This is a genomic window from Curtobacterium sp. PhB136 (assembly GCF_004346855.1).
Classification (GTDB): domain Bacteria; phylum Actinomycetota; class Actinomycetes; order Actinomycetales; family Microbacteriaceae; genus Curtobacterium.
In genome coordinates this window covers 593,888-611,994 of the sequence record NZ_SMGH01000004.1, presented here as the reverse complement: position 1 = coordinate 611,994, position 18,107 = coordinate 593,888, and the positions used below count along the sequence as shown (strand labels likewise).

The following is an 18,107-nucleotide window of genomic DNA, read 5'->3' as shown; positions in this document are numbered from 1 at the left end:
GGGGGCGAACGTCTCGGGCGTGCCCGGACACCGCGACGGGTGCTGCCTCCTGCAACGCCCGAGCTCAGCTGCCCGTGGGGGCAGCTGAGCTCGGGCGTTGCCTGACTATCATCGTGGTACCCGTTCGCCCGGCGAGGCGAGCGCATGACAACGGGAGTGCAGTGGCGAAACAGCTCCGCAGCCAAGCAACGCGCGCGGCCATCATCACCGGCGCTGCGGGGGTGTTCAATGAAGTCGGCTTCAAACGCGCGACCCTCGAAGCCGCGGCGGACGCTGCCGGGGTGACCAAGGGTGCGTTGTATTTCCACTTCCCGAGCAAAGCGGATCTCGCGAACGCAGTCATTGAAACGCAGCATGAAATCTCGCGGAAATACGCGGTGGCGGCATTCGCCCGCGGGGCGTCAGCCCTCGAGTCGCTGATGTGGATGTCGAGGGGGCTCGCCGAGCAGATGCGGAACGAGGTGGTCGTCTCCGCAGGAATTCGGCTGTCAACGGAGTCCGGCTCCGGTGAACTAACCCGCGACGCCCCGTACGTCGACTGGATGGAAGCCGTGGAAACGCTCCTGCGTGAGGCTATCAACCAAGGCGACGTTCTCCGGACGCACGACCCGGAGCTCCTTGCTCGGTTCATCATCCCTGCGTACACCGGCGTGCAACTCGTCTCCGACGTCGTGCATCAGCGGACGGACCTCTACGAACGTGTGCGTGAAATGTGGCAGGTGTTGCTCCCCGCGATCGTCGTCCCGGAGCGGGCAGCCTTGGCCACCTCGCTGCCGGAACTGATCATGCAACCGACGCGAGGACTCGGCGGTACCAGGTGAGGTCCTCCCGTCGCAGCTGGAATGCCTCCGACGCTGACCTACCAACAGCTGCACCCCACTTGCCCGTCGGCAGGAACGTCGCATCGGTTGTCAACATCGACTGTTGATGCGCTGACAGCGACACCGATGATGCTCGCTGCTCTCTGTCGGCGCTGCTGCGCAACGCGTCGACCAGCAGCGATAGTTGAACGGGTCGCGGATGAGCCACATGAAGCTCCCGGGGGACAGCGGCGTTGTCGACCGCTACCCGTACGAGCGCCGCGGCGAGGTCGACGACGTGCACGATCGTCACCGTGGCGGTCAACGCCGGCGAGGGGAAAGTGTTCGCAGCGCTGAGCAGCACGGGAACGAACGACGTGTCTCCGCGGCCGTACACCAGGTTCGGGCGCACGATCACGTCATGGTCGCCATCGACGAAGGACTCCGCGCGTGCGCGTGCCGCGGACCGTATCGATGCTGGTGCGATTGGCACACTGCCGGCGGCGGCGTTGAAGAACGGGCCGTAACCGTAAACGGCGGTCGTGCTCAGCAAGGTCACTCTGCGCACGCCCGCCGCTCTGGCCGCGCTGACCACGGCTGCGGTGCCTGCGACCGTCACAGACTCCTGCTCCTCTGGGTCTGAGCTTGACGAGGACGCGCAATGAATGACGGACCGGCATCCTGCGAACGCTGCACGCAGCGCCGACTGGTTCTGTAGGCCGGCACGACGCTGACCCGGCCCAGAACGGCTGATTGCGATTACGTCGGCGCCCATCGACTTCGCCGCCGCGGCAACATGACGGCCGACAAATCCGCTCGCGCCGGTCACCGCCACCCGCGGAGCGTCAATCACGCGCGCGTAAGCGTTGCGAGCCGAAGCCCCGGCAAGTTTGAGTGGCTGTCGGATGGGACTCGACGCGGGGCGTCGCGATTCCGGATCTGCATGCGGGCGCTTGCACAAACACGGCTGCCTTGCATGAAGCTTGCTTCCAACGTCGTCCCACCCGTGGATCGCATCGTCAGCGAAGTTCGCTGATCCAGTTCCAGATGGTGAGCGAAGTGGAGCGTGATGTCGTCGATATCGGCCGACGCGTCGTGCGACCAGATCCGGAGGCCTTGACGGCAGGCTTCGAGTACCACCATGCCGGGTACATGATCCAACGGGTGATCGAAGTACACCGGATTGCTCGCATCCGCGACAAGCGACAGTTCTTCCCCATTCCGTTCCACCACTGCATATGCCGGTGTCGTGCCTGACTCGGGGGACCACACGGCAGGACGTGTCGTGACCGTCGCGGACGATACGGCACCTGCCCGAACACGTTGAAACACTGCCGGCGGCAATATCCGCGCATCACCGCGCCCCTGGGCGACCAACGTCCCGTCGAGGTACATGGAGACGGACGACTTTGCTTCTGACGTCATCCCTCGACGCTCGACACGGTCGGTCAACCCAACCGTCACACGGATGTTCTGCGGACCCGTAGCCGACCGCTCTGCGTCGAACACGCGGACCCGCAACGCCTCCATCACGAACGCATGCCCAAGCGGGACCCCGAGCCACCGATGGAACACCGCGATCGTTGCTTGCCGGAGCGTTTCCGCAGCGATTGCCACATCGGTGACGGCGGGCCGTTCATCGAACGGCCCATAGTACGGGTGTCGACGAGGCCATTGAGCGCCGCAGATAAACCGGGACTGCCCATCCGGGTCCACGTCCGTGATGAGGACTTCTGAGAGCTGCGTCCGGTGCACGAACGCACCGGGGATCAAGCCGCCCCACATGCCCTCGATGTCCATGGTCCCTTCCCTGCTGAGTCGGCCGTGCTCGCCGCCACTCCCCGCTCTGAGGATGAAACCGGTCAGACGGTATCGTTTTGCAGCCATGATCCGCCATCCGCCCCGATACTTTCTCAGCCCCAAACGGGGGCCAAAGGTTGCTGGCGCCATCTAAAACCGGCTAGCGAGAATGTTTTGGTGCGTATGCTGTCCGATGAGAGCGGCACGCGTTCCGAGCGGGCCCGCGACACGCGTCGAGGACGACGCCAGGAGACCGATGGACCACCACAACGCAGGCGAGGCATTCATCGAACTGCTCGCCGCGATCAACACCCAAGGCGCCGTCCACCAATCACGTGCCGGGTCCACCCGGGAACTGCTGCACCAAAGCGTGACCCTCACGCGCCCGCTCGAGCGGTGCGTCGTCGTCCCGCACCGTAATAACGACGTGTTCGCCGCGATCGCCGAGACGATCTGGGTGATCGCCGGTCGGGCCGACATGGAGTTCCTCACCCGGTACGTCCGACGGGCGCCGGAGTTCTCAGACGATGGTGTGCAGTGGCGGGCCGGGTATGGGCCACGAATGCGCAGGTGGGGCGGCGCGACGGATCAGCTGGCTGGTGTCGTCGCGGAGTTGCGGAACAATCCGGAGAGCCGGCGCGCGGTCATCAGCCTCTTTGACCCGACGACCGATCTGTTGCCGACGAAGGACGTCCCCTGCACGGATTGGCTGCAGTTCGTCCTCCGAGACGGGGTGCTCTCGTTGGCGGTGACGGTGCGCAGCAATGACTTGTTCTGGGGGTTCTCCGGCATCAACACCTTCGAGTGGAGTGTCCTCCATGAGATGGTTGCGACGTGGCTGGGTGCTTCCGTTGGAGCAGTGACCTTCTTCATCGGCTCCCTCCACGTGTACGAACGGCACTTCGACCGAGCTGAGCGGATCCTCGCCTCCCGACCTGGCCCGGAGCTCTACCCCGTGCCTGCGGCTCCGCGATTCAGTACGCCGCTCGAGGACCTGGACGCTGAACTTGACCGGTGGTTCGACGTGGAGAAGCGTGTCGCAGCGTCCGACCTGTCCGACGTCGACACGGTGCGGGACCCGCTGCTGCGCGATTTCGCCTGGATGCTTGCCGCCGACGCGGCGGGGAAGCGGGGCGACCTTCCCGCCGCAGCCTCAGCGCTGGAACACGTCGCAGACACGGCGCTGGTCGCCGCCGCCCGGGACACCCTGCGTTGGCGTGACGGACTGATCGCGGACGAGCAGGAGGGGCCCACCGGTGACACGCTCCCGGAAGATCTGAGCGTCTACCTCATGTCGCTGCACCGTGAGAAAACCGCCGGGTACGGCGACAGCTGGAAGAAGCGTGGTGAAGTGTTCGGCGTGCTTCCGAACATCGACCGGAAGATCGACCGGCTCGTGGTGCTCGACAGCCAACCTGCCGTCACGACCGAGTCGCTCCTCGACACGGCTGTTGACCTGTTCGTCTACGCCGTCAAGTACAAGACGCTGCTCCTCGATCTGGATGGGTCGACGCTCCGCGGCGGCACATGGAGTGATGACGTCGACGGCTTCGAAGCGCTGGTGCCAGAGATTGTCGCGTCCGATGTTACTCCAACGCCGACGGTTGCCGAAGTCGCGGCGCTGGTGACCGCGATCGAAGAAGCGATGGCGGCAAGGGCGGACCGGGCGGAACGGATCGCGCTTGCCGAGAAACTCATCGCTGGCACATGGTCACTGCTGCTGGAAACAGCCCGTCGGAATGAAGGAGCCACGTACCGTGAGTTCGCCCGCCAGAAGCGATCTGAGCGGAAGCGGCTCGGCGCGCCATCGGCGGTGCTGGGTGATTGAGGGTGGCTCCTCTTACACTCCGACCATGACCGGCATGCAGCGCCCGACCGTCCGCCCCGAAGCCTTCGACATCTTCTGGCGCTTCACAGCGGAACGTCATCGGGTGTTCGAAGCACGGGCCAGCGGTGAGCGGGGTCCGTGGACTGAGGACCCGATCCTCGCAACCTACAAGTTCTGCAACGTGTACCGGGCTGCTGATCGGGTCAGCCAGTACCTCATCCGCCATGTGGCGTACCCGTCCGTGCCGCAGTCAGATGTGGACAAGCTGTTTCAGATCGTCGCGTTCCGAACGTTCAGCAAGATCGAAACCTGGCAGCGCCTCGAGGATGAGCTCGGCGGCGCGCCCACGCTTCACGATTTGGCCTCCGGTCGCTTCGAAGCAGCGCTGACCCGACTCCGCGATGCCGGCGTAACCATCTACACGGGAGCCTTCATCCTCTGCGCCACCGACGCGTACGGGCGCCGGATCAAGCATCTCAACCATGTCGAGTTGTTCAAGAAGATGTTCCTCGACAGCGACTTCCCGGACCGTGTTCTTGAAGCCGGCAGCCTCCGAGAGGTCTATGACCTGCTGCACGCATTCCCGCTCATGGGTGACTTCATGTCGTACCAAGTTGCCATCGACATCAACTACTCGACGCTGATCAACTTCTCCGAGAACGACTTCACCCAGCCCGGCCCTGGGGCCCTCCGCGGCATCAAGAAGGTCTTCCGCAGCACCGGCTCGTTCAAGCCGGCCGACATCATCCACTGGATGGTGGACCGGCAAGAAGAGGAGTTCGATCGCCGCGGCCTCGAGTTCAACGGTCTCTTCGGCCGTCGGATCCATGCGATCGACGCTCAGAACCTGTTCTGCGAGACCGACAAGTACTGTCGGGAAGCTCTGCCTGCGCTCGCGAGTGCACGGAGCCGTATCAAGGCGAAGTTCGCGCCGGCTGGGCAACCTCTTCCACTGTTCTTCCCTCCGAAGTGGGGCATCCGCCCGACTTCGGCCCCCGTTGACGCTGCCCACGTCACCGCTTCGACCCACTCCACTTCTCAGTTCCGCGACTACGCCCTGCAACTTTTCTAGTCGCGTATCTTGACATACATGTCGGAAAATCCGACACTGAGGTTATGACAGCACCCACACCGGCGCCGCTGAGCGCCACCCGCCGACGCAACGGAGTGCCGGCGACACTTGCCGACGCCGTGGCGCTGACAACCGACGAACGCCTTGAGGTCATCCGTCGAGTGTTCCTGCACCTCGAAGCGATGACGGACGCCGAACTTGCCGCCGCACCAACGAACGATGCTGGCGAGTTCGTCTTTGACAGTCTCCTCGGAATGGATCTGTACACCGAGATGACGCAACACCTTGGCGAGAAGCCTCTTGACCTCTCGGAGTTCGTCCACGGCAAGTTCGAAACCTTCGCTGGCATCAACGAGCTCGTGGGTCTCGCCTACGACATGCTGCAGAAGAAGAGCTGACCATGGTGCTTTTCATCGAACCGCAGCCGACCATCGGCGAAGCGTGGGCACGAACACTTGAAGGCGTCACCGCCGCCGGCGGTTCCGCAGTCCACGTCGTCACCACGATCACCGACCCCGCAGGTCGCGACGACAGCAAACTCCGTGGCGTCGCGGACCGGTACCTGGTCGAACGGTACATCGGTAATCACCACGTGCAGACCGTGCAGACGGTCGCGAACACCATCTTCCCGAAGTCGTTCTACCGGTCGCCCGGATACTCCTGGGCACCTGAGCTGAAAGGCACTGAGGAGGAGACAGCACTGAACGCTGCGGCGGACGAGCTGTACGCACGCTACAACCGGAACTTGCCGCATCTTCGTCAGTTCAACAAGACCGGTACGTACTTCCAGCGCATGATTGCTTGGGATAACAAGAAAGGCCAGGGGTACAACCAGGTCGCTGCCCGGATCAAGAAGCTGCGATCCGATCGCAGTCAGAATTGGAGCACCTCGAACGCGGCCGACCTTGCGGTCGCCGGGGACGGAGAGCTCGAAGCGGCGGGGCTCCAGACGTTCGCCTCCACCGATGAGCGGACCCGAGGATTCCCCTGCTTGGTGCACGTTGACCTCACCGTTCGCGACAAGACGTTGCACGTGTCTGCGCTCTACCGCCACCAGTACTTGATCACCAAGGCGTACGGGAACGCGCTCGGGTTGGCGCGTCTGCAAGCGTTCATCGCCGAGCAGACCGGGTACGCAGTCGGTGAGCTGACCATTCTCGGCACGTATTCGGACACTGAGTCGAGGATCTGGACGAAGGCCGGCGTGAGGGAGATCCTCGCCGATCTTCGCGATGCAGGCGCAGCATGATGATCATCCGGACGGGGATCGACATGGTCGACCTCAGCGTCCTCCGCCGCCGCGTTGAGCGGTCCGAGAACGATCTGCTTGCCGCGTTCCTGACCCAGCAAGAACTGGAGTCGGTGGGCGGCCGGATCGATCGTGCGGGTACCCGCTGGGCTGCGAAGGAAGCGACGATGAAGGCGCTTGGGTGGGGGCTCGACAAGCTCGACCCGCACCAGATCGAAGTACACAGTGATGACGGCGAGGCGCCGCAGCTGCGTCTGCACGGGGACGCTGGGAAACGCGCTGCCGTCCTCGGGCTCACGCAATGGACTCTTTCAGTCAGTCACACCGACAATGAGGCGATCGCATCCGTCGTCGCAATCGGAGAAGTCCATGACTGACCAGACCCCGGCCGCCGGGAGTAAAGCGGAACAGCAGCGTGAGATGGGGGCACGACTGCGGGAGGCCCGCGAGACGCTCGGCATCACGCAGGAGGACGCAGCGGTCGCTCTTGGCATCCCTCGAACGAGCATCACCGCGTTGGAGAAGGGGTCTCGGGCTGTCGCTGCGACTGAGCTGACCAAGATGGCGACGTTATATCGGCGCCCTGTCGCATGGCTCCTCGGTGACGAGGACCCCGCGCCGGTAGCCACCACGGCACTGTTCCGGGCAACGGCTTCGCTCTCCGACGCGGACAAGGAACAAGTCCTGCGGTTCGCGCAGTTTCTCGCGACCGCCGGCGCGCCACCTCAACCAGATCGGAAGCAATAGTGGCTCGGCTGACGCGGACTCGCCGCGCCGAGGTGTTGGCTGCGGCCACTCGTCTTCGCGACGACCTCGACCTCCTCGACGATGAGCCGGTAGACATCTTCGACGTTATCCGCCGCGTCGGTGTCTGGTTGGTCTTCCAACCGATGGACAAGCTTCTCGGTGTCACCCTCAGCGCGGGCGCCGGTGGCATCATCATCACAACGCAGCGCGACGTGTCGATGCAGCGTTTCACTGCGGCGCATGAACTCGGCCACCTTGCCCTCCACGGCGAGGAAGACACGTGGGACTTCGAGCAGGACGTCGAGGCGACTTCGACGTCGGCGAAGGAGCTGGAGGCGAACGTGTTCGCCGCGAGCTTCCTGCTGCCACGATCCCTCCTTAACCAGCGGCTGCGTGATTACGGCATCCGCCGTGATGCCGAAGTGCCGGCGGCAGTCGTCTACCTCATCTCCCGAGACCTGGGGTTGAGCTACGCGGCGACGGCAAGCCGGATCGCTGAAGTGAAAAACTTGGCGCCCAGGGCACGCGAACGCTTGCAGCAGGTGCGGCCGATCGATGTGAAGCGGGAACTGTTGGCAGGCCGCGAGCCGGAGAACCGGCGGGCGCAGGTGTGGCTGCCAGCAGAACGAGACAAGCCGACGTTCGCGGTCGACGTCGGAGACGAGATGTTCGCCGACCTTCCCGAAAGTCCGAGCACGGGATACCGGTGGACGCGGCCGAGCGAACCGGCCGATGATGCGGCCGTCACGATACTTGGCAACGAGTACGCGCCGGCGCCCGAGGCTGCGCTTGAACAGTCGCCCTCGGAGCGAGTGATCGGTGGGCAAGGTGTCCGCCAGCTGCACCTGCGCGCGGAGAGCGAAGGGGAGTGGGCTGAACAGTTCATCCTCCGCCGCCCGTTCGAGCCGCAGACCGGCAGCGAAGACTCGATTGAGTTCCGCGCTACCGTCCGTCCTCGACCGCAGACGTTGAGTTCTCGTTTCAACACGCAGCTACCGGAGCTTGACGCCGAGTGAACCCGACCATCATCACCGACCTTCGATCGCAGCTGACTTCAACGGTTTTCAACCAGGGTCACCGTCGAACGTGCCTTGCGATCGCCGCCAGCCAGGCACACCAGGCTGCTCGGGGTGGCGAGCCCTTGGCGCCGGATGCGTTGTGGATGACCGCCCAGTCGTCTAAGAGCGCTGGCCCCAGGGGCTTGACACCTGCCGAGGCTGCTGCTGCCCTCGCGCAGCCAGGGCAGCCGCTCCTGTCGGCAATGCCCCTCGAGACTTCTGCGCATGCGGTCATCGCATGGCCAGCGGGGATCGCGTCCGAGCCGTGGTTCAGCGCCCACATGAAAACGGACAGTGGAACGGGCGCGATCCGGGCTGCTTTAGCTGCGAATCAGATCGTGATTCTTGGTATTGAGGTCACGGACGCGTTCCTTGACCTGACAACGAGTGACGGCGTCGTGGACGCGGATCCCACACGGCAACGGTTCTACGAGCTGCATGCCGTCATCTGCGTCGGTAGTGGCCGTTCCGCCGCTGATGAAGAGCTCTTCCTGATCCGGAACAGTTGGGGGCCGTACTGGGCGGACGGCGGCGATGGATGGGTAACCGCGGCGTTCCTCGACGAGCACTGTCGAGACGTCATGGAAGTGGACGACGTGTACCCCTGATCTGAACGCTGCGAGCCGGTAGCCGCGCCGCCACCGCGCCACCGACCCGCGGCTCAAGAGCTGAACGCAGCAGGGAGGCTGACCTGTTCGGCGTCCACAACCATGGTCAGCGCCTTCCGATCCAGAACGGCCTGCATTTGGACGTAGTCCACGGGAACCGCCCCCATCGCCAGTGCCCGGCGGCGTACCGCCGACGTGACGTCATAGTGCTCGCGTAAGGTTCCGCGACGCTGAATCCACGACGTTGACAGACGAAGCTTCCTGGCGAACTGCACAAGTTCGTCGTGCGTGTCTGCGACGAGGTGCGACCAACGACGGCGCTTGCCGTCGACTGTCGCATCCACTTCGAAGTCGTCCACGTAGACCGCCATAGTTGCCCTTCCTCGGTGTTCAGACACGCTATGCGGTCGGGGCGCTCCCGGTGAAACCGGCGACGTGCCAGACGTTCCACGTGGAGAACTCCCACCAGTGCGACCTCGAAGGGTGGTCCGCCCGCCCGCCTGGTCCGTCCGCCCGCGCATAGACGCTGCGACGGCAACGGAAGGACCGCTCAGATGATTTCTCTCCCATACGCAGACGACGACACGATGCGCAGGTACCGCAGGGCGTGGGATGACGGCTACGACGCCGGCTATTCAGACGCGCGCGCTGATGCGCTGACGGATCCGATGACGTTCTGCGGCTGCTCTGACGCGCAGTGCGCTGGCGTCGAAGCGGTCGCTGACGGTACGGCGCGGACGTGCTGGTACTGCACGTTTCTCGACGGCGAATCACCATGCCCGGCGCTCACGGCGCCGTAGCGAGGGTGCGGCCGCTGGTGCGGAACCACGCGGTCGCGCTCGGCCCCAGTCTGCACCCCTAGTTTTGACTGATGCAAAAATGGGATAGGGTGCTTTCGTAGCGGTACGAAACGACCGTGAGTTCGTTCCAGCGGAGAGGAGGCTCCGCAACGCGGACACCTGAAATGTGCAGCACCCCGACTCGCCGTCTAGGACGACCGCAGGCTGGGCGCTCGCGTACCAGATGATCAGGCAATGCGGGCGCAGGAAATGTGGCGCTCCTTTGTCGTATATCAGAACCCGCGCTGTTTCACCCCTGAACCCTCCGGGTCATTTCCGGGCGCTGGTTGTCATTACGTTCTCGTCGAGAACCACGATGATCAGAGCGCCCCGGATGCCTGGTGCCGTTCGCATTGCCGGCTGTTATCGTCGCGCCCTTTTCGGGTGCTCAGCATCGCGGTAACAAAGCTGTACCGCTCGGCGTCATGCGGTTCTCAGTCCAATTGCTCCTCAGCAACCTCATCTGTGGGCTGAACCGCTCCGGACTGAATTGATCCCGGAACAGGCTCAACACCCTTCCTTTAAGGAGAACCATGACCGAGAACGACCCAAGTACCGCTGGCATCGGTGAGGACGTGACAGCGATGGACCAGAACGTCACCGTCGCTGACACGGCCGATCAGTACGCTGAGGAGGCCGGAACGTGTCCAGTGATGCATGCGCAGCCACATCCGACGTCTGGATCTGCCAACAACGTGTGGTGGCCAAACCAGCTGAACCTGAAGGTGCTCGCGAAGAACGCTCCGGCGCGCGATCCGCTCGACCCTGGGTTCGACTACAGGGCAGCGTTCGCGTCTCTTGACCTCGCGGCAATCAAGCAGGACATCAGTGACCTGCTCACCGTCTCGCAAGACTGGTGGCCGGCCGACTTCGGCAACTACGGGCCGCTCATGATCCGTATGGCCTGGCACAGTGCGGGCACCTACCGGGTGATGGACGGTCGCGGTGGCGGTGGCGGTGGCGCTGGGCAGCAACGCTTCGCGCCGCTGAATAGCTGGCCCGACAACGTCAGCCTCGACAAGGCCCGGCGCCTGTTGTGGCCGGTGAAGAAGAAGTACGGTCAGAAGATCTCCTGGGCCGACCTGTTGATCCTCGCCGGCAATGTGGCCCTGGAGAACATGGGTTTCTCGACCTTCGGTTACGCCGGTGGTCGCGCTGACGTGTGGGAGCCGGACGACGACGTGTATTGGGGTCCGGAAACCACGTGGCTGGGTGAGGAACGATATTCGGGCGATCACGAACTGCAAAAGCCGCTCGCTGCCGTGCAGATGGGTCTGATTTACGTCAATCCGGAAGGCCCGAACGGAAACCCGGATCCTATCGGCGCAGCTCACGATACCCGCGAAATCTTCGGCCGTATGGCGATGAACGACGAAGAAACGGTCGCACTCATCGCTGGCGGTCACACTTTCGGGAAAACGCACGGAGCCGCCCCCGACTCCAACCTCGAGGGCAACGCCGAGAGTGCCGGGCTTGAGATGATGGGTTTGGGCTGGAAGAACAACTTCGGGACGGGGAAGGGTGATGACACAATCACCTCAGGTATCGAGGTGACCTGGACGTACCACCCAACTCGTTGGGATAACGAGTTCTTCCACATCCTGTTTGGCTACGAGTGGGAGCTGATGAAAAGCCCCGCCGGTGCGTATCAGTGGCGTCCCAAAAACGGTGAGGGTGCCGACATGGTGCCACTTGCGCATTCCGAAGGCCGTCGCGAGCCGCGCATGCTGACCACTGACCTGGCGTTGCGTGTCGACCCTGAGTTCGAGAAGATCTCGCGACGTTTCCGCGACGATCCGGTCGCGTTCGGTGACGCATTTGCCCGCGCCTGGTTCAAACTGACGCACCGTGACATGGGTCCAATCGAGCGGTACCTCGGACCGGAGGTGCCGACGGAAGAACTCATCTGGCAGGACCGTGTCCCGGCGATCGATCATGCCCTAATCGATGCGGACGACGCGGCAGCGCTCAAGACCCAGATCATCGGATCCGGCCTCACTGTTACGGAACTGGTCGAAACCACGTGGGCGGCGGCGTCGTCGTTCCGGGGCAGCGACAAGCGCGGCGGCGTCAACGGAGCACGCATCCGCCTGGAACCGCAGAAGAACTGGGCGGTGAACAAGCCCACGCAGTTGCAGAGAGTGCTCGGTGTGCTGGAGGGCATCAAGGCGGCGTTCGATAGTGGAGCGGCCGGTGATAAGAAGGTGTCGCTGGCTGACCTGATCGTCCTCGCTGGCGACGCCGCGGTGGAGAAGGCAGCCGCTGATGCCGGGATCGACATCGAGGTGACGTTCCATCCGGGGCGCACCGACGCGACACAGGAGCAAACAGACGCCGCATCCTTCGTATACCTCGAGCCCGTCGCGGACGGGTTCCGGAACTACCAGGGACCGCTCGCGACGATGCCTGCCGAGTACCACCTCATCGACAAAGCGAATCTGCTGACCCTGACTGCGCCGGAGATGACTGTGCTCATCGGCGGTCTTCGATCCTTGAACGCGAACTGGGATGACTCCGCGTACGGCGTGCTGACGGAACGTCCAGGCGTATTGACCAACGACGTGTTCGTCAACCTGCTGGACCTCGGAGCCACCTGGCGTCCGCTCGATTCCGGGTCGCACGCGTTCATCGGTAAGAAGGACGGCTCGGGGGAACCCGTCGGCGTCGGCACACGCGTCGACCTGCTGTTCGGATCGAACTCGGAACTCCGCGCGTTGGCCGAAGTGTACGCGTCGGATGATGCCCAAGAGAAGTTCGTGCGCGACTTCGTCGCTGCGTGGGTCAAGGTCACCGAACTCGACCGATACGACCTGCGTTGATTAGGTAATCGAGTCACCTGCAGCGGTCCGCTCCCTATTGGGGGCGGACCGCCCCCGGAGTTGTACAGCGATATCGAGGTGGGGCGTCCGCTTCCTCGCTGAGACCGCGGTTGCGAGCGCGCTCGCGCGTCACGTCAGAACTCGCAGGACGGAACGCATCAGTCGGCCCTCCAAGATCCACGGTTTTGCGGCAGGAGCTACCCGGGTGCAGCGTGACGCGCGCTTGCGCTGCGTCTCGCCGTCTCGGGCTGCTCTTAGAGATCAGGCGACCTGCTGACCGACGGGTACCGCCCCTCACTCGTCAGGCGTCGTGACTCATCGGGCTGATCTGTCTGGCTCGGAGCATCACCTGACTGAACTCCCCGCTGCATGCGCCGGCGCACACTCAGCAGGCGATGCTGACCCTCCCTCGTGCGCTCCCCCTGCGGGAGGGGGCCGTGGAGCTGCTGCCCTCGGCGCTGACGGATGGCGCACGAGTGCTGCTGCCCTCCACGGATTCGGTCGAGGAAGTCGACCGGATGGGAAAGAACCTTGCACTCGGAGCCACTCCTGGGTCTACGATTAGTGCACGAATCTAGAGTTAGCGTGCGAACCGTCGACGCTGCTTCGAGGAGGGACTTATCGTGACTGCGACCGCACCACGCCTGGATGAACGCGACGTCACCGCACGGGGCCGCCCACATGTTGGGAGGAAGGGCAACCTCGTCGTCCGGTGGATCACGTCCACTGACCACAAGACCATCGGGTACCTCTACCTCATCACCTCGTTCCTGTTCTTCCTCGTCGGCGGCGTGATGGCGCTGGTCATCCGTGCGCAGCTCTTCGAGCCCGGCCTGCACGTGGTCGCGACGAAGGAGCAGTACAACCAGCTGTTCACGATGCACGGCACGATCATGCTGCTGCTCTTCGCGACGCCGCTGTTCTCGGGCTTCGCGAACGCGATCATGCCGCTGCAGATCGGCGCCCCCGACGTGACCTTCCCCCGGCTGAACGCCTTCTCGTACTGGGTGTACCTCTTCGGAGGACTGATCACGCTCGGCGGCTTCCTGACCCCACAAGGCGCAGCGTCCTTCGGGTGGACGGGGTATGCGCCACTGTCAGACACCACGTTCACACCAGGGATCGGTGGAAACCTCTGGGTCTTCGGGCTGTTCCTCGTCGGATTCGCGTCCATCCTCGGGTCGGTGAACTTCATCACGACGATCATCTGCAACCGTGCGCCCGGGATGACCATGTTCCGCATGCCGATCTTCACCTGGAACGTCCTCATCACCGCACTGCTGGTCCTCATGGCGTTCCCGGTGCTCGCAGCGGCGCTAGCAGGCCTTGGCATGGACCGCCTCTTTGGTGCGCAGGTGTTCAACCCGGCGAACGGCGGCGCCCTGCTCTGGCAGCACATGTTCTGGTTCTTCGGCCACCCCGAGGTGTACATCATTGCGCTGCCGTTCTTCGGCATCATCTCCGAGATCTTGCCGGTCTTCAGCCGCAAGCCGATCTTTGGTTACAAGACGCTGATCTACGCGACCATCGCCATCGCGGCCCTCTCGGTCACGGTGTGGGCACACCACATGTACGTCACCGGATCGGTGCTCCTGCCGTTCTTCTCTCTCATGACGATGCTCATCGCGGTCCCGACGGGCGTGAAGATCTTCAACTGGGTGGGCACGATGTGGCGTGGTTCCGTCACGTTCGAGACGCCGATGCTGTGGGCGATCGGGTTCCTGGTCACGTTCACCTTCGGTGGCCTTACCGGTGTGATCCTCGCGTCACCCCCACTCAATTTCCACGTGTCCGACTCGTACTTCGTTGTCGCGCACTTCCACTACACGGTGTTCGGCACCGTGGTGTTTGCGATGTTCGCTGGCTTCTACTTCTGGTGGCCGAAGTGGACCGGCAAGATGCTCAATGAGCGTCTCGGCAAGATCCACTTCTGGCTCCTGTTCATCGGCTTCCACACCACGTTCCTCATCCAGCATTGGTTGGGCGTCATCGGCATGCCGCGCCGCTACGCGACGTACCTACCGTCCGACGGGTTCACCTGGATGAACCAGCTCTCAACCATCGGTGCGATCCTGCTGGGCTTGTCGTTCCTGCCGTTCACGTTCAACGTTTACGTGACGTCGCGGAGGGCACCCAAAGTGGCCGTGAACGACCCGTGGGGCTACGGCCGGTCACTTGAGTGGGCCACGAGCTGCCCGCCGCCCCGGCACAACTTCACATCGATCCCGCGGATCCGTTCCGAGTCACCAGCGTTTGACCTGAACCACCCGGAAGCGGGTGTCCCGATCGGTATCGGCCCTGCCGTGGATGCCCCTGATGCTGCGGTGCACGATGCGGCGACAGGAAAAAATCACTACCCGAGCCAGAAAGGCTGACACGATGAGCGGCGACGACCCGACGAGCGGCCCCATCGAACTCACCGTCGACGAAGCGATCCTGATTTCCGGTCACGCGCAAAGCGGCACATTGTCGCTTGATGACCCGGAGGTGCTACGAGTGGTTCAGGAAGCCAACCGTCTGCTGGTCCGCACGCAGCTGTGGGGAGAGACCCCAACACCGCATCGCCGACGAAAGCAGCGGCTGATGGCTCTCGGTCTCACTGTGTTCATGCTCGTCTGGCTATTCGGTGTCATCATCCCGCTGCTGGTGCGCTGGATCTCCTAACGGGCACACCTTTTCCGGTGCGACCTCACGTGGGGCGGCTTATCCGCCGCTCGCTGGCTCAACGCCCTGTTGCGCACCCCGCGATGTCATCTGCACCTGTGCCGGATTCCAGGTCCGGGCCCTTTACCAGCGTGAGGGTGGGTCAGGCTGCCTGGTTGACCGTCGCTCGCAGCTGATGCAGGGTCTCTCGCAGGTTGGCGAACGCGGAGTCGCTCAGACCGGTAGACGCCTCCACTTGCTCCCGCACGGGCGCGGCCCGAAGCTCAAGTGCGCGCCCAGCGTCGGTGACGTGGACGTGCACCACCCGCTCGTCCGTCTCCGACCGCCGGCGGAGTACGAGCCCCAGTGCCTCAAGGCGGCGGACAATCGGAGACAACGTGCTCGACTCAAGGTCGAGTGCGGCGCCGAGCTCAGCGACGCTGGGCGCGTCCCGCTCCCAGAGCGAGATCATCGCGAGGTACTGCGGGTAGGTCAGCCCGATCTCTCGGAGGAGCTGCCGATACGCGCCCGAGACGGCACGAGACGCGGCGTACAACGCGAAGCACAGCTGGTCGTCCAGGCGGGCATGATCACGAACCTTCGTCATCGATCAACCTTCCTCCGGACTGCAGTCTACGTCCGTCAGCCGTGTGCGATTCAGTCGTGCGCGACGTACATTCTGCACCCGTGAGAGGCAGTATTACGCGCTCCGTACCTGTCACGGAGCCGGACGTCGACGTGCTGCCGACGTCTCCGACCGGAATCAACTCCCTGGCCCCGTCGCCGTCGCATGCGGTTCCTTGTTCGTAAGCGCAACCGATGTGCGCCGAGCGTGGCAACCGGTGGACGCGACCACCGAGGACGCGGCGGATCACGAAGACGCGGCGCGCGGGTCGCTCCGAGGGGCAAGCCCTCGTTCGTTCTCACGGACCCTCGTTGTCGGCGCATTCGGTGCGGCGGCTCTGGCAACGGGCAGCGGCGTGCGCGGGATGAGCGGTCACTCGTCCGGCCAGTTCCCCGTCATCGTCGCGCGGCACGGGGGAGTGGCCGTACCGGTTGCGTATTGCGAAGGGTTATCGCCTGAGACTGCTGCTCTCGCGGAGATAGGCCTGGGCAGGCGCAGACGTCAACGCTGCTCAGATCCTGTCCGTTGTCGCGACGCACGTCGGCGGACTGGCCGATGCTGCCGGCGAGGGCATGCTCCGTGTAGTCGCCGTCGACGCAACTGCCTGAGGTGCGCCTGTTGCTGCGGCCAGAGTGACGGTGCTCGTTTCGGCGGGCTTCACCGACCGGCCAGGTAAGGGTGTGCCGCCGGTTGACTGCGCCGTGGCCGGGTGCCGCCACCGACGCCGAGGCGCGGAAGTGCACCGAGGGCGTGCGAGGCCCTGAACTAATGAGATCAGGGCCCGCACACGATACTCATTCAGCTACGGCGCTACGGGGTAGTGGCTGAACACGGCGACCCGGTTCCACGAGTTGATCACGATGGTGATCCAGGTGACCGCCGCGACCTGCTTGTCGGTGAGAGTTCCCTCGGCCGCGACGCCGCGCGAGGGCAGCCGGCCGTGGTCGCTGAGGAGGGTGACTTCTTCGGCGATTTGCAGGGCGGCGCGCTCCTGGTCGGTGAAGTACTGGGACTCCCACCAAGCGGCGACAACCGCCAGACGGTCGGCGGTCTCGCCGTGCTGGATCGCGTCATTCGTGTGCATCTTCAGGCAGAATGCGCACCCGTTCAGCTGAGAAGCGCGGATCTTCACCAGCTCGATCAGTCGCGGATCCAGGCCTGACTCTGCCGCGCTCTCGAGAATGGTGTTGTTCAGCTGCATCAGCGCCTGATACGCCTTCGGCTGCTGCTTGCCGACGTTGACTTGGGTCATCTCGGTGGGGTCCTTTCTGCGCACGACCGGAGCGTGCGTCCGCTGTCAGGACGACGTAGGTTGACCGGGTGTGAGGTCATCCGGCGCCCTTCAACGGCAGCCTGCCGACGATCCGGAACGCGGGGTTTCAGGGATGCGTGTTACGAAGCCGCAGACCCAGTAACGGGGTGCGAAGCGCCAAGCCCGGTGTCGTGCCGCCTTCCGATTCTGACCCGGCAGATACCCGCAACTTCGTGCGGGTGGTAGCCAACCACCTGAGCGGCCTGCTGCTCCGGGGGGTGTGGAGCCTGCGCGAGTACACGATCCAGCACGGTGACGTGCGCCGCGCAGAGAGCAGGTCCAAGGCGTAGCCATTCGGCCGCGAGTGGACACCGGACCACCACTTCTCCTGCACGTGTCCCGTCGACGGGTTCGAAACCGTGCCGTTCCAGGTGGGACACGACGACAGCCCGTTCGTCATCAGCAGCATCCTCGCGCTCGAGCAGCCAAGCCTCCGCCCGTGCGAGCTCGATCGCAGATCGCAGTCGAGGTCCGGTGAGCACCGGCGCTGTCGGTTCACCCAGTCGATATACGACTCTTGGCCGCCCCCGACGGCCGATGCGTTCTACCTCGGCGACGACGAAGGACTCGTCCACCAGAAGGGTTAGATGCTCGCGGATCGTGTTCTGATGCACACCGAGCCGCGTGGCCACCTCAGCGCTCGTGGCATTCGGGTACTCGGCAAGGTCGACCAGGACCTCACCGCGCCGCCGGGTGAACACTCCACG

17 protein-coding genes are annotated in these 18,107 nt (G+C 64.1%); 12 read left to right on the top strand and 5 right to left on the bottom strand.

The window, feature by feature from the left end; translation table 11 throughout:
* The first annotated feature begins 161 nt into the window (after positions 1-161).
* Positions 162-821, top strand: coding sequence for a ScbR family autoregulator-binding transcription factor (locus EDF27_RS19545; protein ID WP_165931338.1), 660 nt, complete (start codon positions 162-164; stop codon positions 819-821).
* Here EDF27_RS19545 and EDF27_RS02860 read toward each other — a convergent pair.
* Positions 784-1,635, bottom strand: a complete 852-nt coding sequence (locus EDF27_RS02860; protein WP_165931337.1) for an NAD-dependent epimerase/dehydratase family protein — start codon at positions 1,633-1,635, stop codon at positions 784-786. The genes EDF27_RS19545 and EDF27_RS02860 overlap by 38 nt on opposite strands.
* Before the next feature lie 14 nt (positions 1,636-1,649).
* A complete protein-coding gene (locus EDF27_RS02855) occupies positions 1,650-2,600 on the bottom strand; it encodes a ScbA/BarX family gamma-butyrolactone biosynthesis protein (RefSeq protein ID WP_165931336.1) in 951 nt (316 codons plus the stop codon).
* Between the two features lie 256 nt (positions 2,601-2,856).
* On the opposite strand from EDF27_RS02855, the gene EDF27_RS02850 reads away from it, so the two are divergent.
* From EDF27_RS02850 to EDF27_RS02815, 8 genes are read left to right on the top strand one after another with little or no spacing between them, the layout of a single operon-like run.
* Positions 2,857-4,428 (top strand): thymidylate synthase, encoded by a 1,572-nt coding sequence (locus tag EDF27_RS02850; RefSeq protein ID WP_165931335.1) that lies wholly within the window; start codon positions 2,857-2,859, stop codon positions 4,426-4,428.
* Between the two features lie 25 nt (positions 4,429-4,453).
* On the top strand, positions 4,454-5,500 hold the full coding sequence (locus EDF27_RS02845; RefSeq protein ID WP_165931334.1) for a nucleotide kinase domain-containing protein: 1,047 nt from the start codon (positions 4,454-4,456) through the stop codon (positions 5,498-5,500).
* A gap of 44 nt (positions 5,501-5,544) precedes the next feature.
* On the top strand, positions 5,545-5,898 hold the full coding sequence (locus EDF27_RS02840; protein WP_132047235.1) for a hypothetical protein: 354 nt from the start codon (positions 5,545-5,547) through the stop codon (positions 5,896-5,898).
* A gap of 2 nt (positions 5,899-5,900) precedes the next feature.
* Positions 5,901-6,749, top strand: coding sequence for a hypothetical protein (locus EDF27_RS02835; RefSeq protein WP_132047233.1), 849 nt, complete (start codon positions 5,901-5,903; stop codon positions 6,747-6,749).
* A complete protein-coding gene (locus EDF27_RS02830; protein WP_132047231.1) occupies positions 6,746-7,126 on the top strand; it encodes a holo-ACP synthase in 381 nt (126 codons plus the stop codon). The genes EDF27_RS02835 and EDF27_RS02830 overlap by 4 nt, the downstream gene beginning before the upstream one ends.
* On the top strand, positions 7,119-7,496 hold the full coding sequence (locus EDF27_RS02825; RefSeq protein WP_132047229.1) for a helix-turn-helix domain-containing protein: 378 nt from the start codon (positions 7,119-7,121) through the stop codon (positions 7,494-7,496). The genes EDF27_RS02830 and EDF27_RS02825 overlap by 8 nt, the downstream gene beginning before the upstream one ends.
* Positions 7,496-8,512, top strand: a complete 1,017-nt coding sequence (locus tag EDF27_RS02820) for an ImmA/IrrE family metallo-endopeptidase (protein ID WP_132047227.1) — start codon at positions 7,496-7,498, stop codon at positions 8,510-8,512. Before EDF27_RS02825 ends, EDF27_RS02820 begins: the two co-directional genes overlap by 1 nt.
* Positions 8,509-9,162, top strand: a complete 654-nt coding sequence (locus EDF27_RS02815; RefSeq protein ID WP_132047225.1) for a C1 family peptidase — start codon at positions 8,509-8,511, stop codon at positions 9,160-9,162. The genes EDF27_RS02820 and EDF27_RS02815 overlap by 4 nt, the downstream gene beginning before the upstream one ends.
* Positions 9,163-9,215: 53 nt before the next feature.
* Here EDF27_RS02815 and EDF27_RS02810 read toward each other — a convergent pair whose 3' ends face one another.
* Positions 9,216-9,533, bottom strand: coding sequence for a DUF4031 domain-containing protein (locus EDF27_RS02810; protein ID WP_165931333.1), 318 nt, complete (start codon positions 9,531-9,533; stop codon positions 9,216-9,218).
* A gap of 1,001 nt (positions 9,534-10,534) precedes the next feature.
* Here EDF27_RS02810 and katG point away from each other — a divergent pair.
* From katG to EDF27_RS02795, 3 genes are all read left to right on the top strand, one after another.
* Positions 10,535-12,820: a catalase/peroxidase HPI gene (gene katG / locus EDF27_RS02805; RefSeq protein WP_132047221.1), complete on the top strand. Its 2,286-nt coding sequence runs from the start codon at positions 10,535-10,537 to the stop codon at positions 12,818-12,820.
* Between the two features lie 644 nt (positions 12,821-13,464).
* Positions 13,465-15,195 carry a cytochrome c oxidase subunit I gene (gene ctaD, locus EDF27_RS02800; protein WP_243698219.1) on the top strand — a complete coding sequence of 577 codons (1,731 nt, stop codon included), beginning with the start codon at positions 13,465-13,467 and terminating at the stop codon, positions 15,193-15,195.
* 4 nt (positions 15,196-15,199) lie between these two features.
* Complete coding sequence (locus tag EDF27_RS02795) at positions 15,200-15,484, top strand: hypothetical protein (protein WP_132047217.1); 285 nt, start codon at positions 15,200-15,202, stop codon at positions 15,482-15,484.
* 142 nt (positions 15,485-15,626) lie between these two features.
* Here the strand turns inward: EDF27_RS02795 and EDF27_RS02790 are convergent, their stop codons facing one another.
* Positions 15,627-16,070, bottom strand: a complete 444-nt coding sequence (locus tag EDF27_RS02790; RefSeq protein WP_132047215.1) for a MarR family transcriptional regulator — start codon at positions 16,068-16,070, stop codon at positions 15,627-15,629.
* Between the two features lie 820 nt (positions 16,071-16,890).
* The gene (locus tag EDF27_RS02785) at positions 16,891-17,364 is read right to left on the bottom strand and encodes a carboxymuconolactone decarboxylase family protein (RefSeq protein WP_243698179.1); all 474 of its coding nucleotides are present in this window, start codon (positions 17,362-17,364) and stop codon (positions 16,891-16,893) included.
* Positions 17,365-18,107: the final 743 nt, after the last annotated feature.

Excerpts from the sequence above, each read along its gene's own strand:
- EDF27_RS02825 (WP_132047229.1), top strand. The coding sequence starts at position 7,119 with ATGACTGACCAGACCCCGGCCGCCGGGAGTAAAGCGGAACAGCAGCGT.
- EDF27_RS02810 (WP_165931333.1), bottom strand. The coding sequence starts at position 9,533 with ATGGCGGTCTACGTGGACGACTTCGAAGTGGATGCGACAGTCGACGGC.
- EDF27_RS02840 (WP_132047235.1), top strand. The coding sequence starts at position 5,545 with ATGACAGCACCCACACCGGCGCCGCTGAGCGCCACCCGCCGACGCAAC.
- EDF27_RS02845 (WP_165931334.1), top strand. The coding sequence starts at position 4,454 with ATGACCGGCATGCAGCGCCCGACCGTCCGCCCCGAAGCCTTCGACATC.
- katG (WP_132047221.1), top strand. The coding sequence starts at position 10,535 with ATGACCGAGAACGACCCAAGTACCGCTGGCATCGGTGAGGACGTGACA.
- EDF27_RS02850 (WP_165931335.1), top strand. The coding sequence starts at position 2,857 with ATGGACCACCACAACGCAGGCGAGGCATTCATCGAACTGCTCGCCGCG.
- EDF27_RS02795 (WP_132047217.1), top strand. The coding sequence starts at position 15,200 with ATGAGCGGCGACGACCCGACGAGCGGCCCCATCGAACTCACCGTCGAC.
- EDF27_RS02790 (WP_132047215.1), bottom strand. The coding sequence starts at position 16,070 with ATGACGAAGGTTCGTGATCATGCCCGCCTGGACGACCAGCTGTGCTTC.
- EDF27_RS02855 (WP_165931336.1), bottom strand. The coding sequence starts at position 2,600 with ATGGACATCGAGGGCATGTGGGGCGGCTTGATCCCCGGTGCGTTCGTG.
- EDF27_RS02830 (WP_132047231.1), top strand. The coding sequence starts at position 6,746 with ATGATGATCATCCGGACGGGGATCGACATGGTCGACCTCAGCGTCCTC.
- EDF27_RS02835 (WP_132047233.1), top strand. The coding sequence starts at position 5,901 with ATGGTGCTTTTCATCGAACCGCAGCCGACCATCGGCGAAGCGTGGGCA.